This is a genomic window from Rhizobium sp. ZX09, from assembly GCF_017357485.1.
Taxonomy (GTDB): Bacteria; Pseudomonadota; Alphaproteobacteria; order Rhizobiales; family Rhizobiaceae; genus Agrobacterium; species Agrobacterium pusense.
The window spans coordinates 1474205-1499801 of record NZ_CP031363.1 but is presented as its reverse complement, the minus strand read 5'-3'; the positions used below and the strand labels follow the sequence as shown (position 1 = coordinate 1499801).

Below are 25597 nucleotides of genomic sequence, written 5' to 3'. Positions count from 1 at the left end.
GATGTCCAGAAAGCTCGTTAGCATATAATGAGAATGAAGGGCAGGAAAGCTTCACTGCGACAAACGCTGTGTTAGAAAAATTTGACCTGTCCTGTTTTGGGCATTCTTGAGCGCGCCGGGCACCAATGATGGACGATATCTACAATACTCGCATTCTGGACTTTGCCGGGAATATCCCGCTCATCGGCGTTCTTGAGGATGCTGACGCCAGCGCCGAGAAACACTCCCGGCTGTGCGGTTCGAAGCTGAAGGTCTATCTGAAAGTCGAAGACGGTATCGTAACGGCGTTTTCGCACGAGGTTCGTGCCTGTGCGCTCGGCCAGGCCTCCGCCTCCATCATGGCGCACCACATCGTCGGGGCCTCCAGCGGCGAAGTCCGGCAGGCGCGGGAAGACATGCTTGCCATGTTGAAACAGGGTGGCGATGGCCCGACGGGCCGTTTCGAGGACATGCGTGTGCTGTCACCAGTCAGGGATTTCAAGGCCCGCCACGCCTCCACCATGCTGACCTTCGAAGCCGTGGTCGATGCGCTCGACCAGATCGAAGGGCGGCAGGCTCTCGACGCCGCGGGTTAGGCAATGTGCGGCGAACCGGGCTGCCGGCACCAGCAGACCCAGGTGAAATCCGGGCGATCACGTAACTGGACGGGCAGCTTTGCCAGGACGCCAGGACGGCTTTTCGGTGTCGGCTTTATCAGGCTTTATCAATTGACGCTTTCCGGCTTCATCGGAAACTCCTGCCGCCATATCCCCACCTGTTCGGAATATGGCTACGAGGCGATTGCCCGCCACGGGCTTTGGGCCGGCGGCTGGATGACGCTGTTTCGTGTGGCGCGCTGCGGACCGGGCGGCACAAGCGGTCTGGATCCGGTGCCGGAAGTACTTGATGGAAGCAGGCGCTGGTGGATGCCGTGGCGCTACTGGAGCCGACATCGATGAATGACTATGTGGCCCTGCTGCACAGCATCGTTCTCGGCGCGGGCAAGCGGCTTATCATGGCCGATCTCAGGGCCTTGGCGGAAGAGCTGGGATTTACCGACTGCAGGACGCTTGTCGCGACCGGAAATCTTGTTTTTCGCGCTGAAGCGGCACGTGTCCGCGAGATAGAGGACAGGCTGGAGCGCGCCTTCGAAGATCGCTTCGGCAAACATGTCGATATTCTCGTTCGTTCCGGCGGCGACTGGCTGAAGCTGGCGGCGGACAATCCCTTCGCCAAGGGCAATCCGCCGGATGTCTGCGTGCGGGTGATGCGTGAACCGCTTGGCGAAGGTATCCTTGGATTTCTCGATAAGTACCGCCGACAGGAGACGATCGCCGTGATCGGCGGTGACTTGTGGATAGATTTCAAGGGCAAACCGAGCGAGAGCAGGCTGCTGTCTGCGCTGACCACAAGAAGGCTCGGTATAGGCACGACCCGCAACGCCAACACGGTCAATGGTCTCGCGGAAATGCTTCGCTGAGCGGCCTTCACCTTTGACTGCAATGGCAAAAGCCTTTATCAGCCTGCGTGCCCGCCTGTCGCGGGTAAATCATTATTCCAACACCACCCGCATTCGTTGGCGGGACTGGACAGGAGCACTAGACGATGTCTGAAGCCGTTTCCCTTACATTTCCCGATGGTTCCGTGCGCAGCTACGCCCCCGGCACGACCGGCCGCGAGGTTGCCGAATCCATCTCCAAATCGCTCGCCAAGAAAGCCGTCGCCATAACGCTTGATGGCACCCTGCGCGATTTGTCCGACACCATCACCGATGGCAAGATCGAGATCGTCACGCGCGAAGACAAGCGTGCACTTGAGCTCATCCGCCACGATGCCGCCCACGTCATGGCCGAGGCCGTGCAGGAACTGTGGCCCGGCACGCAGGTGACGATCGGCCCTGTTATCGAGAACGGCTTTTATTACGACTTCGCCAAGAACGAGCCCTTCACGCCGGAAGATCTGCCGAAGATCGAAAAGCGCATGAAGGAAATCATTCAGCGCAACAAGCCGTTTACCCGTGAAGTCTGGTCGCGTGAAAAGGCCAAGGAAGTCTTCGCCGCCAAGGGCGAGAATTACAAGGTCGAGCTGGTCGATGCGATTCCGGAAGGTCAGGACCTGAAGATCTATTATCAGGGCGACTGGTTCGATCTTTGCCGTGGCCCGCATATGGCTTCCACCGGCCAGATCGGCACTGCCTTCAAACTGATGAAGGTGGCCGGCGCCTATTGGCGCGGCGACAGCAACAATGCAATGCTGTCACGCATCTATGGCACCGCCTGGGCGACGCAGGAGGAGCTCGATAATTACCTTCACGTTCTGGCCGAAGCCGAAAAACGCGACCACCGCCGTCTCGGTCGCGAAATGGACCTGTTCCATTTCCAGGAAGAAGGTCCGGGCGTCGTGTTCTGGCACGGCAAGGGCTGGCGCATGTTCCAGACGCTGACGGCCTATATGCGCCGGCGGCTCGCCAACACCTATCAGGAAGTCAACGCGCCGCAGGTGCTCGACAAGTCGCTGTGGGAAACCTCCGGTCACTGGGGCTGGTATCAGGAAAACATGTTCGCGGTGAAATCCGCCCATGCCTTTACCCATCCCGATGACGAGGAAGCCGATCAGCGCGTCTTTGCGCTCAAGCCGATGAACTGCCCCGGTCACGTGCAGATTTTCAAGCATGGCTTGAAGTCTTACCGCGAAATGCCGGTTCGTCTTGCTGAATTCGGCAATGTGCACCGTTATGAAGCGTCCGGCGCTTTGCACGGCCTGATGCGTGTTCGTGGCTTCACGCAGGATGATGCGCATGTCTTCTGCACGGAAGAGCAGATGGCGGCGGAATGCCTGCGGATCAACGATCTGATCCTTTCCGTCTACGAAGATTTCGGCTTCAGCGAAATTGTCGTCAAGCTCTCCACGCGCCCGGAAAAGCGCGTTGGTTCCGACGATCTGTGGGATCGCGCCGAAAGCGTGATGATGGAGGTTCTGAAGACCATCGAGGAGCAGTCGGAAGGACGCATCAAGACCGGCATCCTGCCGGGTGAGGGTGCCTTCTACGGACCGAAGTTCGAATATACCCTGAAGGACGCCATCGGCCGCGAATGGCAGTGCGGCACGACGCAGGTGGACTTCAACCTGCCTGAGCGTTTCGGCGCCTTCTATATCGACCAGAACTCGGAAAAGACGCAGCCGGTGATGATCCATCGCGCCATATGCGGCTCGATGGAGCGCTTCCTGGGTATCCTGATCGAGAACTTCGCCGGTCACATGCCGCTGTGGTTCGCACCGCTCCAGGTCGTGGTCGCGACGATCACCTCTGATGCGGATGATTATGGTCGTGAGGTTGCGGAAGCGCTGCGCGAAGCGGGCATGGCGGTCGAGACCGACTTCCGCAACGAAAAGATCAACTACAAGATCCGCGAGCACTCGGTGACCAAGGTTCCTGTCATCATCGTCTGCGGCCGCAAGGAAGCGGAAGAGCGCACCGTCAACATCCGCCGTCTCGGCTCGCAGAACCAGACATCGATGTCGCTTGAGGAGGCAATCACCAGCCTCGTGGACGAAGCGACGCCGCCGGATGTGAAGCGCAAGCTGGCGGCGAAGAAGCAGGTTGCCTAATATCAGTTACGGCCCCTTCGGGGGCCGTTTTGTTTGTGGGGATGTGCGGGTAATTTCACTGCCAAAGGCGACGCATTCACCTCCGTCATCCCGGACTAGATCCGGGGCCCAGCGCGATCAAGTCGTTGATCGCGAAAGACTCTCTTCACGACGCAGACGCGTCGTCGCTGGATACCGGATCAAGTCCGGCATGACGGATGGATGTGGGTGACGCCTACTCGAAATCCCCGGACATCTCTTCCGGCGCCTGATCCTTCATGAGCACTTCCACATCCGAATCCCGGCCTGAGGTTACCTTGAAATTGCGCTGGTAGACCTTGTCCTTGTTGCGGGCGATAGCGGTATATTCACCTTCGGCCAGCACCATGGTCGAAAAGGCGCTGACGCTTTCATTGACAACGTCACCGCCGCCGTTCAGCACCGACCAGGCTGTATCGGCAATGGCTTCGCCGCCCGCGTCGGATACCAGCTTGAGAGTGATCTGTGCCGCCCGGTGCTGAAGGGTCGCTTCTGTCAGCTTGCCGGCTTCCACCTGGATATCGGCGCGCACGGAGGCGTTGGCGTTACCGTATTGGGAAACGACGTGATATGTGCCGGCATTAAGGCGCACGATGGTGTTCGGTTTAATGTCTTCCATAACCAGCCCGCGTTCGCCATCGGGACGGGCGTCGGAGGAATAGATAGCGAATTTCAGCTGGTTGGCGGAAATCTGCTTGTCGGACCCTGCAACGGCGTTCAGCACGAAACCACCGGCATCGAGAATCAGCACCTGTTTCTGGACGCTGCCGGAGGCAGGCACGTTGAGCTTCTTGGTGACACCTGCGCGGCCGAAAGCGACGTTGACGAAATATTCGCCCGGCACCAGATGGAATTCCGCCGAGCCGCCCTCTGAGCTTGCCAGCATCGGCAATTTACCGTCGGTGCCGGGGATGGGGCTGAATACGCGCCAGGACAGGCCTTCCTTCACCGCTTCGCCTTCGCCGGTCAGCTTGGCTTCCATGACTATGTCGCGGGCGGTGCTAGTCGGCGCGTTGGGGGCGGAGGGAGCGGTGAAAGCATTGAGTTTCGGCATTTTCGGCGTGCCGCCGAGTTGCTTGAAGTCCTTGAAGGCGTCCTGCGAAAAAGCAGCTTGCGATAACAGGCCAAGCGCGGCACATGCAATGCTCAGACGCGCCGCGATTTTGATTGCCGACATTTTCGATACCGATTGACTTCTTGATTTTCCCGGATCACTTCAAAACCAATGCCGTGGCTATTTCAAGGCCCATGTTTTTGCGATGACAGCAGAATGGAAGATTATTGATCATGACAAGTGATATCAAGCTCCTCGACTACCTCAGGGTTCGCCGTTCCACGCCGGCCCTGCAACTTGCCGAGCCGGGACCTTCGAAGGCGGAAATTGAAGATATCCTGCGGCTCGCCGTGCGCGTGCCTGACCATGGTAAGCTTGCGCCGTGGCGTTTCATGGTTTTCCGCGGCGAGGAGCGCGTACGTCTCGGTGAAACGGCGCTTCGGATCGCACTCGAAAAGAACCCGGACCTCGACCTGCAGCAGCAGGAAGCCGAGCGCACCCGCTTCACCCGCGCACCCGTCGTCATTGCCGTCATCAGCACTGCAAAGCCGCATTTCAAGATTCCGGAGTGGGAACAGATCATGTCGGCCGGCGCGGTGTGCCTCAATCTCATCTTCTCAGCCAATGCCAGCGGTTTCGCAGCGAACTGGCTGACGGAATGGCTCGCTTTCGATCCGGCCTTTCTCGCGGAAATCGACGTCGATGCGGCGGAGAAGGTCGCCGGGTTCATTCATGTCGGTTCGACGACATTCCCGCCGGTGGAACGGCCTCGGCCGGAGCTTGCCGATGTCGTCACCTGGGTTGGGGACGTCTGATGTTCTACACCACGGACACCAACCAGCACGGCCTGCCGCATGATCCGTTCAAGGCCATCGTCGCGCCGCGCCCGATCGGCTGGATCGGCTCGAGGGGCAGGGAAGGTTCCCTCAACCTCTCGCCCTATTCCTTCTTCAACGCGATTTCGGACCGGCCGAAGCTCGTGATGTTCTCGTCCAGCGGCAGGAAGGACAGTCTGCGCAATGTCGAGGAGACCGGCGTCTTTACCGCCAATCTCGTCAGCCGCCATCTGGTAGACCGGATGAATGCGTCTTCTGCACCCGTCGCTTATGATGTCGATGAATTCGCCCTTGCCGGTCTTACCGCTGTCGATGGCCGCGTGGTGGATGCGCCTTTTGTGGGTGAGGCACTGGCGGTTCTCGAATGCCGGGTAACCCAGATTCAGCAGCTCAGGGACATTGACGGCGAGCCAGCGGATTCCTGGATGGTCATCGGTCAGGTCATGGCGATCCACATCGACGAAACGATCATTCGCGACGGGCGCATCGACATGGGACTTGCCCGTCCAGTGGCGCGCATGGGCTATATGGATTACTGCGATGGCGGCAGCGATGTATTCCAGCTGCAGCGCCCCTCTACTGCGCCGTAAATATAGGCCTTCTTCGGCGAGGGTTAATTTTTATGGTGAACCAAACGTAAACCATTTGCGCCTAAAGTTTTATACATGGTGGCGGCGATGATGCCGCCATCCATTGTATGAATGTGTTTCGAGGCTCAGGTGATCGTACAGGCATTTCTTCGCTGGTCTGAAAAGGCTGGATCGACCGAGCGGGCGAATGCCGCCAATGCTCTCGGCCGTGCCTATCTGCATTCCGGCATGGCGCGCGAAAACCGCGATGCTGCCTATATGGCGATGACCTATCTTCTCGACGATCCTTCGCCGCGCGTGCGGCTGGCGCTTGCCGAAGCGCTTGCGGACGCCCATGATGCGCCGCGTGCCATTATCGTTTCCCTTGCCGAAGACCAGCCGGAAATCGCCTGCACGGTAATCGCCCGTTCGCCGGTTCTGGCCGAGGCCGATCTGGTCGATCTGGCGGGGCGTGGTGAAAGCTTGACCCGCGCGCTCATTGCCGCCAGGCCCGGCCTGCCGCGCGGGGTCTGCGCCGCGCTTGCGGAAGTTGGCGACCTGCCCGAAACCACCATCCTGCTAGAAAATGACGAAGCCTTCATCACACCGTTTTCGCTCCGGCGCATCGCCGAACGTCACGGTTGCGACGCCGATATCCGTGATCTCCTGCTCCGCCGCGAGGCCTTGCCTGCCGATGCGCGTCATCTGCTCGTGGGCCGCGTGAGCGAGGCTCTTGCGGATTCCGCGCTGGTTCATGCGCTGATCACGCGCAACCGCGCCGACAGTCTTTTCCGCGAAGCGGAAGATTCCGCCACCATCCTGATCGCATCGAGCGTTTCCTCGCCGGAACTGCCGGCACTGGTGGAGCATCTGCGCCAGAGGCTGGAGCTGACGCCCGCATTGCTCATCCATGCCGTCTGTTCGGGCCGGCTTGAGTTCTTCACGGCGGCCATGGTCAATCTCTCCGGTCTTGATGACCGCAAGGTGCGCGCCATTCTGGCCACGGGCCGGCCGCATGCGCTGAAGGCGCTGTTCCAGTCCATTGGTCTGTCGGGCGACGTCGTTGACGTCTTCAGCGAAGCGACGCTGATGTGGCGCCGTGCCGCCCGCTCGCAGCTTCCTGAGGCGGCCGCCTCCGTCTCTGCCGAACTGCTGTCGCATTTCCGTGACGTGAGCGGTTCCGAAACGCTGTTCGAACTGTTGCACGCGTTGCGCAAGCTGAGCATTGCGGAAGAACGGCAGAAGGCGAGATATTATGCGCAGGCGCTGGCGGTGGAGGCGGCGTAAGGTCGGGTTAATTTCGGCTGATACAAATCACATGAGTATCATAATTTTCCCGGAGGGGGCATCCTCTCATCCTCATCCCTGTGCTCGTCACAGGGATCCTTCCAGCCCAAATCCTTGGGCTGGAAGGACTCTCTCCGCCGCGCAGACGCGCGTCGACTGGATTCCTGTGACAAGCACAGGAATGAGGGAAGATCGGTTGCCCGCAATCACTTATCGAACCGTTTGGCAATCCATGAATAGCTGTTTTCGACCATCCTCACAGGCGTTCCAAGGAAGTGCTTTATGCCTTCGGTGGAAGGAAGGACGCGGCTGACGCGGCCGATCGCCTGTTTGGTGAGACTTTCCTCTTCTTTCGACGTCACTTCCGCCGTGGCCTGCTGGGCATCGGCCGGTGGTGGAGTGCCGGGCTGCGTGCCGGCCGTTTGCGGGCTCTGTTCACCCGGTGTCTGGCACACGGCCACGACCACCGGATAGGACGCGTTCGCAAAACGCTCCAGCTCCTTTTCCGACACAGCGTCGCACAGTTCGATGCTCGTCCACCGCTGTTGCGAGGTGGCGAGGTAATGGCAATCGGTGGCGCTGTCGTCGCAACCGAGAAAGGTCATGAGAACGAGGGCTGTTTTCATGGTGTGTGTTGCCTCTGTCGGGAATTATGCTCTAGAAACTCATCTATCCCGATTGCAGTGACATTACGACGAAATACGCATTTTTTTGAGAGAAGGCAGGCATCGCATTGGCCATCGAAATCAAGCTTGAGACACCCCGTCAGGACGCGGTTCTGCGCCTCATCGACCTTTCCAATGCCTATATGGCGTCGCTTTACCCCGCAGAAAGCAATCATCTGGTCGATATCGGCGCGCTTGAGAAGGATAATGTCTCTTTTTTCGTGGTGCGGCATGGTGGCCGCGTGGTCGGCTGCGGGGCGCTGGTGGAAGCGGGCGATGGCACGGCTGAGGTCAAGCGCATGTTCGTCGATCCGGAGGCGCGGGGTCTGCGCATCGGCAAGCTGATCATGGATACGCTCATCGCGCGTGGTGAGGAGCTTGGCCTTTCTGCCATTCGTCTCGAAACCGGCATCAGCCAGCCGGAGGCGATAGGGCTTTACCGCAAGGCGGGTTTCGTGGAGATCGAGGCTTTTGCGCCCTATAAGCCTGATCCGCTCAGCCTCTTCATGGAGAAGGTGCTTTAAGTCGGCGGTAGAGGTTCGCGGCCGCTTTGCGGTGTCCAAAAACGAAGGAATTCATGCGACATGAAACGCAGCGCGAGCGACGGATCGCGCCAAAACACCCAACGTCATCCTCGGTGTGTCACGAGGAACTGCATCCGAGTGATTTATCTGACTTGATTAGAACCTTGGCACAAGGTGAGGATGGCGGCGATGGTGCATTTCCCGCTCTTCATCCGTTTCAGACCTGAATAAAACTTAGAACTAAGAATGATCGCAACGCGCCGAGGATCAGGTCCCGTACCGGAGAAGCGATAGTTGCGGATGCGCAACGAGGCCGAGCATGGGCGGATGCGAGGTTCGCGGATATCTGTCGTTACCGGAGCTGCGGCGTCTGGCGCAGGCTTCAATCAGAAAGCGGCCTTCCGAAACGCCGTCGTTTCCTCGCTATTGTCCTCGAGCACGGCGACCTCGTCCAGGGCTTCACCCTGCGCAGGAGGCGGTGTCGGAGCTTCGGCGGCCGCGGAAAGTTCGACCTCACGCACCCATTCGCGCCAGATCGCAACCAGAAGCGCCATCAGCACCGGGCCGATGAAGAGGCCGAGGAAACCCATGGTCTTGACGCCGCCGACCAGGCCGAAAAACGTTGGCAGGAATGGCAGCTTGATGGGCCCGCCGACGAGTTTCGGGCGGATGGTTTTGTCAACGATGAAGAGTTCCACCGAACCCCAGACAAACAGGGCCAACCCGTGGGCGGGCGAGCCGCTGGCGACCAGATAGATCGACACCAGCGTGAAGGACAGAGGCGCACCGCCCGGAATGAGGGCCATGACGCCTGTCAGCACGCCGAGCGTGACGGGCGAGGGGACGCCGGCGATCCAGTAGGCGATGCCGAGGATGATGCCTTCGCCGATGGCGATCAGCGTCATGCCGGTGACCGTGGAGCTGATGGTGGCGGGCACGACGCGGGAAATGCGTTCCCACCGCGTCGGCAGGATGCGCTCACCGACCAGATCGACCTGACGGGTGAAACCGGCCCCGTTACGATAGACGAAGAACAGCGCGATCAGCATGAACAGCAACGTCAGCACCAGATGGAACGCGCCATTGCCGGCGGCGAGGATCGCCCTGTAGATATTGCCGATATTGGCGCCGCTGACGAGCTGGATCACTTCACCGATGGCGCCCGGCGTGCCGATGTATTTCACCCATTGTTCGCCAAGCCATGGGCCGACGGCGGGAAGGGCGGCGATCCAGTCCGGCACGGGGGCGCCGGTCTTGTTGACATGCACTGCCCAGCCGAACCATTCGCGGATTTCGCTGGCCGTGTAGGAAGCGGCGATGAAGATCGGGACGACAAGGAAGGCGAGGATGAGAATGATGGCGATGGTGGCGCCGAGCGTGGTGTTGCCGCCCACCTGCCGAAGAAGCCGTGTATAGACCGGCCAGCTGGCGAAACCGATGACGAGGGCGGCGAGAACCGGAACCAGGAAGCCGTGGAAGAAGTAGATGCCGGCCAGGGCAACGAGAACGAGCAGCCAGCGTGCAGCCGAAATGGGCGGGATCAGGGCGATCCGCGTCGGGCTGGCCGGACCAAGCCATCTCGGTTCGCCACTCTGCTTACGGCTGTCATTCTTACTCACGGCAGGCTCTTTCTCGCATTCTCCCCGAAGGGTGCATTCACTCTGTCACACCGATACATATAAGTGCAATATAATCGGATCACATTACCGTTGTGTGTTTATTGCTGAACCTATTGAACGATTTTGGTAAAAATAGAACATCGGTCTTGGCGCGCGCATTGAAATATGACAATTGAACTCCGTTTTTCTTGCGGCGTAAGGTTGCCGCGCCCGATCTCCAGGTCACGCCATGCTCCGCCGCTTCTTCGCCTATTATCGCCCCTATCGCGGTCTGTTCATTCTCGATTTTTCCTGCGCTGTCTTGTCGGGCGTACTGGAACTCGGCTTTCCGATGGCGGTGAAGGCCTTTGTCGACGTGCTGCTGCCGGGCGGTGAATGGGCGATCATCCTTGCGGCCTCTGTCGGGCTGCTCCTCATCTATGTGCTGAATACCGGGCTGATGGCGACTGTCACCTACTGGGGACACATGCTTGGGATCAATATCGAAACCGACATGCGCCGTCTGGCCTTCGATCATCTGCAAAAGCTTTCCTTCCGGTATTTCGACAACCAGAAGACCGGCCATCTGGTGGGGCGGCTGACCAAGGATCTGGAAGAGATCGGCGAGGTGGCCCACCATGGTCCCGAAGACCTGTTCATCGCCATCATGACCTTTATCGGCGCGTTCCTGCTGATGCTGTCGGTCAATGTGCCGCTGGCGCTCATCACCGCCGCCGTCGTGCCCGTCACTGCCTGGGTCACCAGCCGGTATGGCGGCCGCATGACGCAGAATTTTCGCGCGCTATACGGCCGTGTGGGGGATTTCAACGCCCGTATCGAGGAAAATGTCGGCGGCATGCGAGTGGTGCAGGCCTTTGCCAATGAGGATCACGAGAGGGCGCTGTTCGAAAAAGACAACCAGAAATACCGCCGCACCAAGCTTGACGCCTACAAGATCATGGCGGCCAGCACCTCGCTGAGCTACATGAGCATGCGGCTGACACAGATGATCGTGATGATCTGCGGCGCCTGGTTCGTGTTGAATGGCGACCTGACGGAAGGTGGCTTCGTCGGCTTCCTGCTGCTGGTCGGCGTGTTTTTCCGCCCGGTGGAAAAAATCAATTCGGTCATCGAGACCTATCCCAAGGGCATTGCCGGTTTCCGCCGGTTCACCGAGCTTCTCGACACCGCGCCCGATATTGTCGATGCGCCCGATGCGGTGGAAGCGCCGTTGCTGCGCGGCGATATCGAATACCGCCATGTGGGCTTCGGTTACGCCGAGGGCAAGCAGGTTCTGAGCAACATCGACCTGAAGATCAGCGCCGGCGAGACCGTGGCTTTCGTTGGCCCGTCGGGTGCGGGCAAGACGACGCTCTGCTCGCTGCTGCCGCGCTTTTATGACGTCACCAGCGGTGCGATCACCATTGACGGCATCGATATCAGAAAGATGAAGCTCGCCTCGCTGCGCAATCAGATCGGCATCGTGCAGCAGGATGTCTTCCTGTTCGGCGGCACGATCCGTGAGAACATCGAATATGGACGGCTTGGCGCTTCGGATGCGGAGATCATGGAGGCGGCGCGGCGCGCCCGTCTTGATGGCGTCATCGAGGCCATGCCGCTCGGGCTCGACACCGTCATTGGCGAACGTGGCGTAAAGTTGTCCGGTGGGCAGAAGCAGCGTCTTGCGATTGCCCGCATGTTCCTGAAAAATCCGCCGATCCTCATTCTCGATGAGGCCACCTCGGCGCTCGACACGGAAACCGAGCGGGCCATCCAGCAATCGCTGACCGAGCTTGCCAAAGGCCGCACCACCCTCGTCATTGCCCACCGGCTGGCGACGATCCGCGATGCCTCGCGCATCGTGGTGGTCGACCAGAGCGGCATCGCCGAAACCGGCGCTCATGCCGAACTCCTGGCTGCCAAGGGCCATTACAGCCGTCTGCACGAGGCGCAGTTCAGCGGTCATCTCGCGGGCCTCAGCTGACCGGCCCGCACGTCGCTCAGCCTTCTGCTGCCCGTTCTTCGACGATGCCGGGGTTTGGCTCCGGCTTGCCGGGATGGCTGCTGACGAGGTAACCCATGGCGACGGCGGCCGCGACGACGAAGAGCAGCAGGACGCCGCTGATCGTCATCAGCCATTCGCGGGGCTTTCTGTGCCCCATGATATAGTTCGGCCACCGGCCTGGATGGTTCACCACGTCGTTATTCCGGTGCTGTCGCATGAACTTCCCCAGATTTAAGCGTTTTGGTGAAAGATCAACGCCAGCGCTACCGCGACCGTTCCGTGTGGGTGGCGAACAGGTGATGACAAGGACGTGAGTCAGGTCATTCTGTCTTTGCAAGGCCGATCAGGCGGATTGAATGGCGATGCGGTTTCCCTCGCTATCGGAAATCTCCGCGACGAAGAGCGCATCATTCACCGCCGTTTTGGGAAATAGGAGCTCGCTTCCACCGGCAAGAGCTCTGGCAATAACATCATCCACATCAGCGACACTGAAATAGACGATCGCTCCATCTCGCGTCGGTACATAGGCCGGGCCTTCGGCAAGCGCGGCACTGGCGCCATTGCTGTTTTCGTCAAAAGGGAAATAGGCCATTCTGCTATCGTGGATCGCGACGATTTCGGCAAAGGGCACATCAAAAACCGCGCGATAGAAGCGGATCGCCCGATCAAGATCGGTCACGGGGATTTCGACATGGGCGACAATATTCATACGCTTCTCCTCAGCTGGACTGACGCACTTTCAAATTTCTGATGGCACCGATCTTTCTAGCGACGGCTGACATGGCGAGGCAATGGCGCGCGGTATCAAGTAACCACATTGTCAATCGTCCAGCACCCGCGTGACCGGTCGCAGTGCCGGGAGAGGGCTAAGCGCCACATGCGGCGTCAAAAGTCAGCTTGCGTCCTGCGTCTCTTTATGCGAATGATTTGCAATTGCATTAATCAGATTTCCGTTCAGAAAGCGCACAGTATGGAGAAGCCAGTCTTTGGATGGCGGCGAAACGGCGACGATCTCTCGTTGTCCGACGTTCACAGCTCGATCCGCGTCAAGGCGAATGCCGGCACGTTTCGGCGGGCGATGGCGTTTTTTGGTCCCGGCTATCTCGTTGCCGTCGGTTATATGGATCCCGGAAACTGGGCGACGTCGCTCGCCGGCGGCTCCAGGTTCGGCTATACGCTGCTGACGGTTGCGCTGGTCTCGAACATCATGGCGATCGTGCTGCAATCGCTCTGCGCCCGTCTTGCGATTGCCTCCGGCCGCGATCTCGCCCAGGCCTGCCGTGACGCCTATCCGAAGCCGGTGGCCATGCTGCTGTGGCTGCTCGCCGAAATCGCCATCATCGCCACCGATATTGCCGAGGTGATCGGCACGGCCATCGGCCTCAACCTCATCTTCGGCATTCCGCTCGAACTCGGTGTTCTCATCACCGCGCTCGATGTGTTCCTGATCCTTTATCTGCAGAGGCTCGGCTTTCGCTGGGTGGAGGCGCTCGTCATCACGCTGCTTGGCGTCATTGCCGTGTGTTTCGCCATTCAGGTAGCGCTCGCCGACCCTGACTGGGGGCAGGTGATCCTTGGTTTTGCGCCGACGACTGAAATCGTCACCAATCCTGACATGCTCTATCTGGCGCTCGGCATTCTCGGCGCGACCGTCATGCCGCATAATCTCTATCTGCATTCGGGCATCGTGCAGACCCGCGAAATCGGCGAGACAATTGCCGAAAAGCGCGAGGCGCTGAAATTCGCGACCCTCGATTCCACCATCGCCCTGATGTTCGCGCTTCTCATCAACGCATCGATCCTCATTCTGGCGGCGGCGACCTTCAACAAGGCGGGGCAGACTAATGTCGCCGAACTCGGCGAGGCGCATAATCTGCTGGCGCCGCTGCTCGGCCTCGCGATTGCGCCGACGCTGTTCGGCGTGGCGCTTTTGTGCTGCGGCATCAATTCCACTGTCACGGCAACGCTCGCCGGCCAGATCGTGATGGAAGGTTTTCTCAAGATGCGGCTCGCCCCCTGGCTGCGCCGCCTCATCACCCGCGCCATCGCCATCATCCCCGCCGCCGGCGTGACCATCCTTTACGGAGACAGCGGCACGGGCGAACTGCTGATCCTGACGCAGGTGGTCTTGAGCCTGCAACTCTCCTTCGCCGTCTTCCCGCTGGTGATGTTCACCGGTGACAAGGCCAAGATGGGCGAGCTGCGCTCACCGCTCTGGCTCTCAGGCTTCGCATGGCTGATCGCGGTGGTGATTGCGGCGTTGAATGTGAAGCTGCTGGTGGATTTTATCGGGTGAGGCGGGTCAGGCCGCGCCTTTACGAAGCGCGGCGGCCGTGCCCTCCGGGTCGACGGCGATGACCTTAAGATAAGCGCGGGCCGGCTGGTCCGGCTCGCTACGTCCCTGTTCCCAATCACGCAGGGTGCCGAGCGGAATATGATAACGCGCGGAAAACTCTTCCTGCGTCAGCTTCAGGGCCCGGCGAATGATCTTGATGCGCGGCATTCTGGGAGCCGCGGCAAGTTGCTCGGCAGAAAGCGGCGGATTGTCGGGGTCGGCAAGCGCATTCGCCTCCGCCTCTTCGTCGGTCATGGCGTGAAGGCGGGCCCAGTCTGTTTGATCGATTTTACCAGCCATTGTCGTCGTATTCCTTGCGCTCCGCGCGTGTCGCCTTTCGTGCGGAGATGATGCGGATCACTTCGCTGCGTTCGGTATAGATCACAGTCAGAACCAATCCGTTGCCCAACCCCACTATACGTCGTCGGACTTCGCCGTAATTAGCCGAACGATCCTCGATATCCACGGCAAATGGATCCTCAAAAACCTTGCGGGCCGTTTCAAAGCTGACGCCATGTTTGGCGAGATTGGTTAAAGCCTTTCGGTCATTCCACTCGAAAGATAACATTGTGGACTACGGGTTTCCAGTAGTGAAAGGGATAAAATATCAAAAGAAGAAGGGCTCTTTCATATCTGAAAGAGCCCTCAAGACTAGTCGTTTTTTGGTGGTGTCTAAGCTAACGCTCAGCTGCAACCGCTCGTCGCACCGCAAGTATCGCACTTCTCACAAGTGCCGTTCCGCACCATCGTGAAGTTTTGGCATTCCGAGCACATGTTGCCCGTATACCCCTGAGCGATCGAGCGCATGCGGCGTTCGTTTTCGACCTTCTTGGCTTCCGTCTTGGCCGAAGCAGCGTCTGCGGCGGCCTTGTCGGAGAAGAGGGCGGTTGCCGTCTGCTGGGCTTCCTGGACGACCTCGTCGATCACCTCTTCGGCGATTTCTTCGGCCAGTTCCTTGGCGCGCTCTTCATAGTCCCGCTTGAAGGAGACGATTTCGGAGGTTGCGATGGCGACTGTCGGTTCCAGCTTGCGGGCAGCGGAGCCTGCAAAGGAGGTCACGTTGGCCGAGGCGCGGGCAGGGGCTGCCGTTGCCGAACCCTTGGGCTCGGAAGCGGTGCGCTCGCCGTCATTGCGGGACACGATGGTCGGCTTGTAACCGCGGGTCCAGCCGGTGGAAACGAGGTTGGTCTTGCCTTCCTGGATACCCTTGCCGAGCGCCGTGTTGGAGAAGTCGGACGTATCGACATGGGCGAGATCATGGCGGCCGAGATAGGAGACGGCGAGTTCGCGGAACACGTAGTCGAGGATCGACGTGGCGTTCTTGATCGCGTCGTTGCCCTGCACCATGCCGGCCGGTTCGAACTTGGTGAAGGTGAAGGCCTCCACATATTCTTCCAGCGGCACGCCATATTGCAGGCCAAGCGAAATGGCGATGGCGAAGTTGTTCATCATTGCGCGGAAGGCAGCGCCTTCCTTGTGCATGTCGATGAAGATTTCGCCGATGCGGCCATCACCGAATTCACCGGTGCGCAGATAGACCTTGTGACCGCCCACAGTTGCCTTCTGGGTGTAACCCTGACGGCGGTTCGGCAGCTTTTCACGCTCGCGTGAGACACGCTCGATGACGCGTTCGACAATCTTTTCGGTGATCGTCACGGCCTGCTGTGCGGCGGGCTGCTGGATCAGTTCTTCGATCAGGTCTTCTTCGTCCTCATCTTCCACCAGCGACGCGTTGAGCGGCTGGGAAAGCTTGGAACCATCACGGTAAAGGGCGTTGGCCTTCAGCGCCAGCTTCCAGGAAAGCATGTAGGCTGCGCCGCAATCCTCAACCGTCGCATCGTTCGGCATGTTGATCGTCTTGGAGATCGCGCCGGAGATGAACGGCTGAGCCGCCGCCATCATGCGGATATGCGATTCGACCGAGAGGTAACGCTTGCCGATCTTGCCGCAGGGGTTGGCGCAATCGAAGACGGGCAGGTGCTCGTTCTTCAGGAACGGTGCGCCCTCCAGCGTCATCGCGCCGCAGACGTGAACGTTGGCCGCTTCGATGTCCTTCTTGCCGAAGCCGAGGTGCTCGAGCAGGTTGAAGCTCATGTCGGAAAGCTGCTCGTCGGAAACCTTCAGCGTTTCCTTGAGGAAGTCGGCGCCGAGCGTCCACTGGTTGAAGACGAACTTGATGTCGAAGGCGCTTTTCAGCGCGCCATTGACGGCTTCGATCTTCTCATCGGTGAAGCCCTTGGCCTTCAGCGTCGAGGGGTTGATGCCGGGAGCCTGGTTGAGATTGCCATGGCCGACGGCATAGGCCTCGATCTCGGCGATCTGGCTTTCGGAGTAACCGAGCGAACGCAGCGCATCCGGAACGGCGCGGTTGATGATCTTGAAGTAACCGCCACCGGCGAGCTTCTTGAACTTCACCAGCGCGAAATCGGGCTCGATACCGGTCGTGTCGCAATCCATCACGAGGCCGATCGTGCCTGTGGGTGCGATAACGGTGGTCTGGGCGTTGCGGTAGCCGTGCTTTTCGCCAAGTTCCAGCGCCTTGTCCCAGGCGGCCGTTGCGTGGGCGATCAGGTCCTGATCCGGGCAGTCGCCATGGACGAGTGCGACCGGGTTGACCGACAGGCCCTCATAACCTTCCGACTGGCCAAGGGCGGCGCGGCGGTGGTTGCGGATGACGCGCAGCATGTTGTCGCGGTTCGGCGCAAAGCCCGGGAAGGGGCCAAGCTCGCCGGCCATTTCGGCCGAGGTGGCATAGGACACGCCGGTCATGATGGCGGTGAGGCTACCTGCAATAGCGCGGCCTTCGGCGCTGTCATAGGGAATGCCCGAGGACATCAGGAGGCCGCCGATATTCGCGTAGCCAAGGCCGAGCGTGCGGTACTCATAGGAGAGTTCGGCGATCTGGCGCGAGGGGAACTGCGCCATCATGACGGACACTTCGAGCACGACGGTCCACAGGCGAACGGCGTGTTCGTAATCTGCGATATCGATGCGCTTCGTCGCCTGATCCTTGAACTGCAGAAGGTTCAGCGAGGCGAGGTTGCAGGCTGTGTCGTCGAGGAACATGTACTCCGAGCACGGGTTGGAAGCGCGGATCGGGCCGGCCGCCGGCGAGGTGTGCCAGTCGTTCATCGTCGTGTTGAAGTGCAGACCCGGATCGGCAGACGCCCAGGCGGCGTGGGAAATCTTTTCCCAGAGGTCGCGGGCCTTCAGCGTCTTCATGACCTTGCCGTCCTTGCGGGCGGTCAGGTTCCAGTCACCGTCATTTTCGACAGCGCGCAGGAAATCGTCCTTCAGCGAGACGGAGTTGTTGGAGTTCTGGCCCGACACCGTGAGGTAGGCTTCCGAATCCCAGTCCGTGTCATAGGTCTTGAACTGGATGTCCTTGTAACCCTGCTCGGCGAACTGGATGACGCGCTTGACGTAGTTTTCCGGCACCATGTCCTTCTTGGCGGCGCGGATTTCGCGCTTCAGGGCAGGGTTCTTGGCCGGGTCGAAGCAATCGCCGTTGTCAGCTTCGCAGTTGACGCAGGCCTTCATGATCGCCTTCAGGTGCTTGGCGACGATCTTGGAACCGGTGACGAGAGCGGCAACCTTCTGCTCCTCGTTCACCTTCCAGTCGATATAGGCTTCGATATCCGGGTGGTCGGCGTCGACAACGACCATCTTCGCTGCGCGGCGGGTCGTGCCGCCGGACTTGATGGCGCCGGCTGCGCGGTCGCCGATCTTGAGGAAGCTCATCAGGCCGGACGATTTGCCGCCGCCGGAGAGTTTTTCGCCTTCGCCACGCAGATAGGAGAAGTTGGAGCCGGTGCCGGATCCGTATTTGAACAGGCGCGCTTCACGCACCCACAGGTCCATGATGCCGCCTTCATTAACGAGGTCGTCCTCAACGGACTGGATGAAGCAGGCATGCGGCTGCGGATGTTCGTAAGCCGACTTGGACTTGGTCAGCTTGCCGGTGAAGGGGTCGACATAAAAGTGGCCCTGGCCGGGACCATCAATGCCATAGGCCCAGTGCAGGCCGGTGTTGAACCATTGCGGGGAGTTGGGGGCAACACGCTGGGTGGCGAGCATATAGGCAAGCTCGTCGCGGAACGCGAGGGCATCTTCTTCGGACGAGAAATATTTGCCTTTCCAGCCCCAATAGGTCCAGGTGCCTGCCAGGCGATCGAAAACCTGGCGTGCATCGGTCTCGGAGCCGTAGCGCTCGGCTTCCGGAACATCCTTCAGAGCCTTTTCATCGGGCACGGAGCGCCAGAGGAAGGAAGGAACGTCATTTTCCTCAACCTTCTTCAGGAACTTCGGCACGCCGGCCTTGCGGAAATATTTCTGCGCCAGAACGTCGGTCGCAACCTGGCTGAACTGCGCGGGAACGTCGATGTCAGCCAGACGGAACACGATGGATCCATCCGGGTTCTTGATTTCACTGACGGCCTTGCGGAAGTCGATCTCCGCATAAGGCGATTGGCCGGGCTTCGTGAAGCGGCGTTCAATGCGCATGGTTTCTGTCCTCGTCCATTGGGCGCCCGGTGAAGGGCGCAAAAATTCGTTCCAGCCGTGCGATGCCTTCGCGCAGCCGGTTGTTGCCGATCTGATGGGATGTTCATCCTTGGATGTCATCCCTGTATCTCGTGTTTAAGATGGCTGCAAGCCTACTATATATAGTATTAACACATTCTTGCTGCCAGTCCCCGCGTAATGTTTTTGGCGGTTCCGAAGGCGCAGAAAAGCCATCGGCGAACCGCCCCCTCATGGCCGGGACGCCGTCTGGACGTGCGCGCTAAAGATGGAGAAGAACCGGCCTCGTTACTTTCCGGTTCGTTGCCGCCGCAACATATTTGTCACTTTCCTCTCGCGACACAGATTCGTCAAGCCATAGATTGAAACCCATTTTTAACCACAAGATATTGTGTGGAGTGCCTGTGGAAAACGGGGATAGGAAAAGCTCTCAGAAAAATCAGTGACTTGGCGGAAAAATTTGAAGCTTGCGCCAGGCTGGTTTCCGCAACGGAAAGGCAAAACCCCGCATTTCCGGGGTGAGGCATAATGGCGACACTGCGGTTTTTCCGTGTTTTCCGTTGTCGGCAAAAAGGCCTTTTCACACAAAAAAGCCGCCCCGGGTGGGACGGCGAAAGAGTGTATATTGCTGGGGGAAGTCTTGCGCGGTTGGTGCATCCGCAATACGTCACCCCGGACCAGATCCGGGGTCCAGCGCGATCAAGTCCTTGATCGGGAGAGACTCACGGCGCAGACGCGCCGTGGCTGGATGCCGGATCTAGTCCGGCATGACGGAAAGAAAAAGCGCCATTCTTCAGGCACTCAGCCGCGCGATCCCTTGGCGATCGGCTCCTGATAGGTGAAGCCCATGTCCCAGGGGAAATAGATCCAGGTGTCCTGGCTCACTTCGGTGACGAAAGTATCGATGGTCGGCACGCCCTTCGGTTTGGCGTAAACGCAGGCAAAATGCGCCTTCGGCAGCATTTCGCGCACTTCGAGCGCCGTCTTGCCGGTATCGGTCAGATCGTCAACAACAAGCACGCCTTCGCCGGCATCAACAGTCAGCTCGGGGGCTACGCCTTTCAAGAGGACGGTATCACCCTGGTTGACGTAGTCATGGCGGGTGGCGATGCAGACCGTATCGATCATGCGGATGTTTAGTTCGCGGGAAATGATCGCCGCCGGAACGAGGCCGCCGCGGGTGATGCAGACGATTGCCCGGAACTCTTTGTCGAGACCGGCAAGACGCCAGGCAAGCGCACGGGCGTCGCGGTGAAACTGGTCCCAGGAAACGGGAAAGGCTTTATCGGGAAGGGACATGTCGTCTACCATCTGGTCAAAATTGTCGATGGCTTTGGCTAATAGCCGCAAGACCGGCAAAAAGGCAAGCTTTGCGCTTATCCAGCGTGATTTTGGCTGAGAGAATGCCGCTTGTTTCTTCTCCCTTAGGGGGAGAAGGTGGCCCGAAGGGTCGGATGAGGGGGCTGGCTCTCGGTCTATCTCTACCCTCGCCCCCTCATCCCGCTGCCGCGGACTTCTCCCCCGGCGGGGAGAAGAAACCAGTGGCGGACGCTCCTTTCGAGCGAGATCGCGGGGGCTGGCGGCGCCATTTGCGCCGCATCCATATTCAACGCGACAGCAGCGTCATCGCCGTCATGGAATCGAGCAGCGTGCGGGTAACGCCGCCGAACAGCAGTTCCCACCAGCGGGAATGGCCGTAAGCGCCCATGACCAGAAGGTCGATGCTGTTATCGGAAAGGCGATTTTCGATAGCCGCCTGCGGCGAAAGGCCGGCAATCTTTTCCTGTGAGGTCACCGTCACGTTCACGCCGTGGCGGGCGAGCGTGGCGGCCAGTTCCGTACCGGCAAACCCGGAGGACTGCGTTTCGCTTTCTGCCTGGTCGACGGAGAATATCTCGACGCTGTCGGCGGCTTTCAGAAAGGGCAGGGCGTCGAAAGTGGCGCGCGTCGCCTCGCGAGAGCCATTCCAGGCGATCAGGACGCGTTTGATCGGTTTGGCGACGGTGAGCACATGCGGGACGAGGAGAACGGGACGGCCGCTTTCATAGAGAAAGCTGTCAATATCGGTGCGGCTGTCCGACAAAGCCGAGGAACTGCTCTGGCGGGCGACGACGAGATCGGCGCAACGGGCGCTGTCGATGGCAGAGGCGGAGGCGTAACCCACCGAGGTAACGAAGCTTCGCCATTCATGCGAGATGCCGTTGGCCGACAGCGTGCGCTCGAAAAGCGTGCCGACATCGGTGGTTTCCTTGTGTGCCACATCCTGCAGGGCCTGCACGGTGGCGGGATCGGGAATTTCCATCGGCGCGACGAGGGGAACGGCGGCCAGCGTTTCCATGTGCAGGCCGATGACATGCGAGGAAAACTGGTCTGCAAGGCTCACCACGAATTCGCCGAGCTTCTGTGTGTTCGAAACATTGTCGACCACTGCCAATATCGTTTTGTAACCCATTTATCTCTCCTCGGTGACATCTAATTTCTGTGGGGAGAGTGGCCGCCTTTGCAGGCCGCCACCTTGATTTCGGTCAAAGCCCGTTCGTCAAAGGCCCTTTCTCGCTCAAGCCGTTGCGTCGCCCTTGCCTGCCGCCAGTCTTTTCTCCTGTCCGATCGCTTCGATCATGGCCGCGACCGCATCCGCCGCGGCCTTCAGCACGCCTGCATCCCGGGCGCGCACCACGATTTCCGTCGAAAAGCGTTGCCCGTCATATTTCGGATAGGAACCGATGCTGGTTTCGGGATGGGCTTTCTGGATGGCCGTCAGCGGCGTGCCGATATCGCCTTCGCCATACGGTGAGCGTACGGCCTGCGACATCACCTTGGCGCCGGTGCGGAGCGTCGGCATGACGTTGTCGAGCATCGCCTGGAACACCTGCGGCACGCCGGCCATGACATAGACATTGCCGATGATGAAGCCGGGGGCGACGGAAACGGGGTTGGCGATGTGGGCAGCACCTTTCGGCATGCGCGCCATGCGTTTGCGCGCATCGGTGAATTCCATCTCACGGGCACGATACATGTCGCCAAGTATCCGCAAGGCTTCGGCATCGTGCTCGCAGGGAAGGCCAAACGCCACGGACACCGCATCCGCGGTGATGTCGTCATGGGTAGGGCCTATGCCGCCCGAGGTGAAGACATAATCATAGCGGCTGCGTAGCGCATTCAGCGCTTCGACGATCGCGTCCTCCTCATCGGCAACGATACGCACTTCCTTGAGGTCGATGCCGGACATGGTCAGCACGTCCGCGAGGTGGCCGATATTCTTGTCCTTGGTACGGCCCGAAAGCAACTCGTCGCCAATGGCGAGCATGGCGGCGGTCACGACGGATTGAGCGGAAGAGGGATTGGACATGGGTGTACTCGTCATCTGTTTTATCAGACGTTAGCCCCGCGCCCGATGATTGCAAAGCGGTTTTGAAAAAATGTATTTCGGCAAATAGTTGACGTCTCGCTTTTCCGTTCACTTATGGTGAACAGTGCGTATGCCGATAGGCCGCTGGCGTGGAAGGAGCCTGTGAGCTAGATTTTCATCACATGCTTGTAACGGGTCGCCGCTAATCATCATCACGTTTTTGAAAAGGCTTCTGGCCGGGACGCCGGAAACGATAAACCCAAAGGAAACAAAGAAAATGACGAAAGTTCTGGTGCTCTATTACTCTTCCTACGGTCACATCGAAACGATGGCCTATGCTGTTGCCGAGGGTGCAAAATCGGCGGGCGCAGACGTCGTCGTCAAGCGCGTTCCGGAACTGGTGCCGGAAGCGGTTGCCAAGTCTTCGCATTTCAAGCTCGACCAGGCGGCGCCGATCGCCACCGTGGACGAACTGGCTGAATACGATGCCATCATCGTCGGCGCCGGCACCCGCTTCGGCACGGTCGCTTCGCAGATGCGCAATTTCTGGGACCAGACGGGCGGCCTGTGGTTCGGCGGCAAGCTCGTCGGCAAGGTAGGTTCCGCCTTCACCTCTTCCGCCACCCAGCATGGCGGCCAGGAATCGACTATTCTCGGTTTCCTGCCGACCTTCCTGCACCACGGCATGGCCGTCGTCGGTCTGCCCTATGCCTTCCAGGGCCAGATGGGTGTCGATGAAATCAAGGGCGGCTCCCCTTACGGCGCTTCCACCATTACCGATGGCGACGGCTCCCGCCAGCCATCCGAAGTCGAACTTGAAGGTGCGCGCTTCCAGGGCGCGCATGTGGCGAAAATCGCCGCCAAGCTTTCTGCCTGATCCTGAAAGTCCTATGAAAAAGAAATGCGGCCCAAAAGGCCGCATTTTCTGTGCCGGTGGCATCATCACCAGCTTTACCGCAATGCTCTCCTGCGAAGCTCGTTCCCCGATCAGATCGGCAGGTTCACCATGAAGAGGCAGCTTGCAACCACGAAGCCGATCATCGAAATCTCAAGAAAACCGTTCAGTCCGTCACGCATTTCAATCCTCCTTGTTCGATCGAAAAGAGAACGGAAAAAGTTTAACGCGGTTCCATAACAGCAGAATGAAATTTAGGGATTCTTAACGCCTGATTTACGGCGTGTCAGCCGGTGACGACGAAAGCCACGACGAGGTGGCCGAGAAGGCCGATCGCCAGGCAGGAGAGAAGAAAGATGAACAGGGCTTTTTTCATATATCCGGACGCTTTCCTCTGTATCGATCCATCGAACCATGAACTTGACGTTAGCGCCCCTGGCGCCTCCGTCGCGACGCGTGGCTGGGCCGTTACGCCTTGATGTCGAGCCCCGCTTCGATCGCGGCGGCGATGAAGGCCTTGCGCGCGTCTTCAGGCTTTTTCCTGCCGGCATCCACGGCGGCGCAGACCAGCAGCGCCTTGTCTAGCGCCTCGCCATCCTCCACCGGCCAGTCCTCGATCAGGGCCCAGGAGGCGGCCTGGGTTGTTTCGATGCTCGTATAATCACCCGGCGTTTCGAAGGCGATCAGGACGGGTTTCTGCCAGCGCGTGTTCATCGCTCATCCATGTTGGTTTCGCGCCCGGCTCTAAACGAAGCAGGCGGGATGCGCAATCCGTTTCGGAGCCGACCGGTGCGGTCAGTCGTCGCGTCCGAACAGCCATTCGCGAAGGATGCGCCGGTCAATGAGTTCCAGTGAGCGATCCGGCGCGATGCGATAGGTTTCCACCGCCCTTGTGCTGCTGTCTATGCGGAACTCATGGGTGAAGGTGCTGCCGATCGGTGACTTCGTCAGCTTTGTGCGCGGCTGGCCTTTATAGATGATGCTCCCGGGAATGGGCTCCACATAGGGTGCCGGACCGGCGGTCGTGCATCCCGCAAGCGCGAGCGAAAGGGCTATTGCGGCCGATGATGCGAGCGTTTTCATCCTGTCCTCCGAGGTCCATCTGCAAAAACGATATGGAGGCGCGGAGGTTCCCGGAAGCGGCGGATGCGGCAGTATTATTCCTTCCGACTACTTGCGCTTTGGGTTCTGAATGTCGCGCGCGACCCAGCGAAAGAAAAAATAGACGAGGAAGCCAAAGATGAAAAGCGGGATGAGGTTCGCAAAACCGGACATATGATTCTCGTTTCTCCCTCCCGTCACGGGGGTCTATCCGGAGAGGCTGAGACGAGGCAAGGGGTAGCACGCATGGTCGTCGGTCACATGTACGTGTGCCGACCTGCCTGCGGCAGGAGTAGGACGGAGCGAGGGAGGGGGCGGGAGAGATCCGGCGCACTGCCAGCGAAGCCGGATCTCTCCGTCTCCCGCCGGTTTCAGGGTACGGGGGACTGTCTTCACTATGGCGGACAACCGAAAATAGACATAGAGCGAGAAATTACCTCGAATAAATTGCAGCGATCCAGAACTCGCGATGGATGCGACGCGCGAGACGATGCACAGTTCCTCATCTTCACTGTCCGGGACATTGATCCGCCAGGCGCGGGGGACGGCACGCCCCTTCCGGCCGGACCAGCATGTCTGTGCAAAAGCGGTGTAACCTGTTGAAACGGCACGTCTGCCGTCATTCTTTCAGCCTGCTGGAGAGGCCGGAAGAGGGAACTTTTCACGCGCTGCGTCATTGAAGCAGTCGGACACATGCCAATAGTGGAGGGTTAAACATGCTCGGCACCATCCTTGTCATCCTGCTCATTCTGTTCCTCATCGGCGCGCTGCCAAGCTGGGGTTATCATAATTACGGTTACGGCCCTTCGGGCGGTCTCGGACTGGTGCTGGTCATCGTGCTGATCCTGGTTCTGATGGGACGGATTTGATCGACCGTTCCTGAAAATGCACGGGTTGCCCGCAGTCGAAAGTCATTCGGCTGCGGGCAATTTTTCGTCCGGAGCAACGGGATGACGCCAAAAGCCACGTCATCTTAGTGACTTAGACAAGGTGGGCGGTTGAACTCCACGTACCCGGCTGAAAAAACACGACATTCGGAACGATCCCTCTTGCGCCCCAAATGGATTCGTTCTAAATGCCCGCCATCGCTCCATTGATGAGCGTGTGAGGCCTCGTGGCGGAGTGGTGACGCAGAGGACTGCAAATCCTTGTACCCCGGTTCAATTCCGGGCGAGGCCTCCAAAAATTTCACCAATAAAAACAATATGTTGCGCCTAAACTCAGGCTCTTCATTCGTTTTTGTGTGTCGCAT

General features: G+C 59.4%; 25 protein-coding genes and 1 tRNA gene. 13 read left to right on the top strand and 13 right to left on the bottom strand.

The window, feature by feature from the left end; translation table 11 throughout:
* The first annotated feature begins 128 nt into the window (after positions 1 to 128).
* The 4 genes from BTN45_RS07475 to thrS all read left to right on the top strand — a co-directional run bounded on the left by BTN45_RS07475 (position 129) and on the right by thrS (position 3588).
* Complete coding sequence (locus BTN45_RS07475; RefSeq protein WP_113380638.1) at positions 129 to 575, top strand: iron-sulfur cluster assembly scaffold protein; 447 nt, start codon at positions 129 to 131, stop codon at positions 573 to 575.
* Positions 576 to 578: 3 nt separating this feature from the next.
* Positions 579 to 938: a membrane protein insertion efficiency factor YidD gene (gene yidD, locus BTN45_RS07470; RefSeq protein WP_113380556.1), complete on the top strand. Its 360-nt coding sequence runs from the start codon at positions 579 to 581 to the stop codon at positions 936 to 938.
* A complete protein-coding gene (locus BTN45_RS07465; RefSeq protein ID WP_113380557.1) occupies positions 935 to 1459 on the top strand; it encodes a DUF1697 domain-containing protein in 525 nt (174 codons plus the stop codon). Before yidD ends, BTN45_RS07465 begins: the two co-directional genes overlap by 4 nt.
* Positions 1460 to 1584: 125 nt before the next feature.
* Complete coding sequence (gene thrS, locus BTN45_RS07460) at positions 1585 to 3588, top strand: threonine--tRNA ligase (protein WP_004442234.1); 2004 nt, start codon at positions 1585 to 1587, stop codon at positions 3586 to 3588.
* A 214-nt stretch (positions 3589 to 3802) separates the two neighbouring features.
* Here thrS and BTN45_RS07455 read toward each other — a convergent pair whose 3' ends face one another.
* Complete coding sequence (locus BTN45_RS07455) at positions 3803 to 4783, bottom strand: hypothetical protein (protein ID WP_207589589.1); 981 nt, start codon at positions 4781 to 4783, stop codon at positions 3803 to 3805.
* Between the two features lie 110 nt (positions 4784 to 4893).
* On the opposite strand from BTN45_RS07455, the gene BTN45_RS07450 reads away from it, so the two are divergent.
* The 3 genes from BTN45_RS07450 to BTN45_RS07440 all read left to right on the top strand — a co-directional run bounded on the left by BTN45_RS07450 (position 4894) and on the right by BTN45_RS07440 (position 7352).
* Positions 4894 to 5475 carry a nitroreductase gene (locus BTN45_RS07450; RefSeq protein ID WP_207589588.1) on the top strand — a complete coding sequence of 194 codons (582 nt, stop codon included), beginning with the start codon at positions 4894 to 4896 and terminating at the stop codon, positions 5473 to 5475.
* Complete coding sequence (locus BTN45_RS07445; RefSeq protein ID WP_112554512.1) at positions 5475 to 6086, top strand: flavin reductase family protein; 612 nt, start codon at positions 5475 to 5477, stop codon at positions 6084 to 6086. Before BTN45_RS07450 ends, BTN45_RS07445 begins: the two co-directional genes overlap by 1 nt.
* A gap of 111 nt (positions 6087 to 6197) precedes the next feature.
* Positions 6198 to 7352: a DUF2336 domain-containing protein gene (locus tag BTN45_RS07440; protein ID WP_207589586.1), complete on the top strand. Its 1155-nt coding sequence runs from the start codon at positions 6198 to 6200 to the stop codon at positions 7350 to 7352.
* A gap of 206 nt (positions 7353 to 7558) precedes the next feature.
* On the opposite strand, the gene BTN45_RS07435 is transcribed toward BTN45_RS07440, so the two are convergent.
* Positions 7559 to 7978, bottom strand: a complete 420-nt coding sequence (locus tag BTN45_RS07435) for a hypothetical protein (RefSeq protein ID WP_207589585.1) — start codon at positions 7976 to 7978, stop codon at positions 7559 to 7561.
* A gap of 107 nt (positions 7979 to 8085) precedes the next feature.
* On the opposite strand from BTN45_RS07435, the gene BTN45_RS07430 reads away from it, so the two are divergent.
* Positions 8086 to 8541, top strand: coding sequence for a GNAT family N-acetyltransferase (locus BTN45_RS07430; protein WP_004442221.1), 456 nt, complete (start codon positions 8086 to 8088; stop codon positions 8539 to 8541).
* A gap of 386 nt (positions 8542 to 8927) precedes the next feature.
* Here the strand turns inward: BTN45_RS07430 and BTN45_RS07425 are convergent, their stop codons facing one another.
* Complete coding sequence (locus tag BTN45_RS07425; protein WP_037093657.1) at positions 8928 to 10160, bottom strand: AI-2E family transporter; 1233 nt, start codon at positions 10158 to 10160, stop codon at positions 8928 to 8930.
* 229 nt (positions 10161 to 10389) lie between these two features.
* On the opposite strand from BTN45_RS07425, the gene BTN45_RS07420 reads away from it, so the two are divergent.
* A complete protein-coding gene (locus tag BTN45_RS07420; RefSeq protein WP_004442215.1) occupies positions 10390 to 12123 on the top strand; it encodes an ABC transporter ATP-binding protein in 1734 nt (577 codons plus the stop codon).
* 16 nt (positions 12124 to 12139) lie between these two features.
* On the opposite strand, the gene BTN45_RS07415 is transcribed toward BTN45_RS07420, so the two are convergent.
* On the bottom strand, positions 12140 to 12361 hold the full coding sequence (locus BTN45_RS07415) for a hypothetical protein (protein ID WP_207589584.1): 222 nt from the start codon (positions 12359 to 12361) through the stop codon (positions 12140 to 12142).
* Positions 12362 to 12487: 126 nt separating this feature from the next.
* A complete protein-coding gene (locus BTN45_RS07410; protein WP_004442206.1) occupies positions 12488 to 12853 on the bottom strand; it encodes a VOC family protein in 366 nt (121 codons plus the stop codon).
* A gap of 261 nt (positions 12854 to 13114) precedes the next feature.
* Here BTN45_RS07410 and BTN45_RS07405 point away from each other — a divergent pair, with 261 nt between their 5' ends.
* Positions 13115 to 14440: an Nramp family divalent metal transporter gene (locus tag BTN45_RS07405; RefSeq protein WP_207589583.1), complete on the top strand. Its 1326-nt coding sequence runs from the start codon at positions 13115 to 13117 to the stop codon at positions 14438 to 14440.
* A 6-nt stretch (positions 14441 to 14446) separates the two neighbouring features.
* Here BTN45_RS07405 and BTN45_RS07400 read toward each other — a convergent pair whose 3' ends face one another.
* The 6 genes from BTN45_RS07400 to BTN45_RS07375 form a co-directional block, all read right to left on the bottom strand.
* Positions 14447 to 14779, bottom strand: coding sequence for a helix-turn-helix domain-containing protein (locus BTN45_RS07400; RefSeq protein WP_006698844.1), 333 nt, complete (start codon positions 14777 to 14779; stop codon positions 14447 to 14449).
* Positions 14769 to 15047 (bottom strand): BrnT family toxin, encoded by a 279-nt coding sequence (locus BTN45_RS07395; RefSeq protein ID WP_004442197.1) that lies wholly within the window; start codon positions 15045 to 15047, stop codon positions 14769 to 14771. The genes BTN45_RS07400 and BTN45_RS07395 overlap by 11 nt, the downstream gene beginning before the upstream one ends.
* 116 nt (positions 15048 to 15163) lie before the next feature.
* Entirely contained in the window at positions 15164 to 18982 is a 3819-nt protein-coding gene (locus tag BTN45_RS07390) for a vitamin B12-dependent ribonucleotide reductase (protein WP_207589582.1), read from the bottom strand.
* Between the two features lie 819 nt (positions 18983 to 19801).
* The gene (gene gpt / locus BTN45_RS07385) at positions 19802 to 20299 is read right to left on the bottom strand and encodes a xanthine phosphoribosyltransferase (protein ID WP_006698845.1); all 498 of its coding nucleotides are present in this window, start codon (positions 20297 to 20299) and stop codon (positions 19802 to 19804) included.
* 307 nt (positions 20300 to 20606) lie between these two features.
* A complete protein-coding gene (locus tag BTN45_RS07380) occupies positions 20607 to 21452 on the bottom strand; it encodes a universal stress protein (protein WP_004442189.1) in 846 nt (281 codons plus the stop codon).
* 105 nt (positions 21453 to 21557) lie between these two features.
* Positions 21558 to 22349, bottom strand: a complete 792-nt coding sequence (locus tag BTN45_RS07375) for a competence/damage-inducible protein A (RefSeq protein ID WP_006698846.1) — start codon at positions 22347 to 22349, stop codon at positions 21558 to 21560.
* 277 nt (positions 22350 to 22626) lie between these two features.
* Here BTN45_RS07375 and wrbA point away from each other — a divergent pair, with 277 nt between their 5' ends.
* Positions 22627 to 23226 (top strand): NAD(P)H:quinone oxidoreductase type IV, encoded by a 600-nt coding sequence (gene wrbA / locus BTN45_RS07370; RefSeq protein WP_004442185.1) that lies wholly within the window; start codon positions 22627 to 22629, stop codon positions 23224 to 23226.
* Positions 23227 to 23712: 486 nt separating this feature from the next.
* Here the strand turns inward: wrbA and BTN45_RS07365 are convergent, their stop codons facing one another.
* Positions 23713 to 23958 (bottom strand): DUF982 domain-containing protein, encoded by a 246-nt coding sequence (locus BTN45_RS07365; RefSeq protein WP_004442183.1) that lies wholly within the window; start codon positions 23956 to 23958, stop codon positions 23713 to 23715.
* An 81-nt stretch (positions 23959 to 24039) separates the two neighbouring features.
* Positions 24040 to 24327, bottom strand: a complete 288-nt coding sequence (locus tag BTN45_RS07360) for a hypothetical protein (protein ID WP_004442182.1) — start codon at positions 24325 to 24327, stop codon at positions 24040 to 24042.
* A 734-nt stretch (positions 24328 to 25061) separates the two neighbouring features.
* Between BTN45_RS07360 and BTN45_RS07355 the strand changes: the two genes are divergently transcribed.
* Both BTN45_RS07355 and BTN45_RS07350 read left to right on the top strand, forming a co-directional pair.
* Positions 25062 to 25214 carry a DUF3309 family protein gene (locus BTN45_RS07355; RefSeq protein ID WP_004442177.1) on the top strand — a complete coding sequence of 51 codons (153 nt, stop codon included), beginning with the start codon at positions 25062 to 25064 and terminating at the stop codon, positions 25212 to 25214.
* A gap of 239 nt (positions 25215 to 25453) precedes the next feature.
* Positions 25454 to 25527: transfer RNA gene (locus BTN45_RS07350), tRNA-Cys, on the top strand.
* The last annotated feature ends 70 nt before the right edge of the window (positions 25528 to 25597 follow it).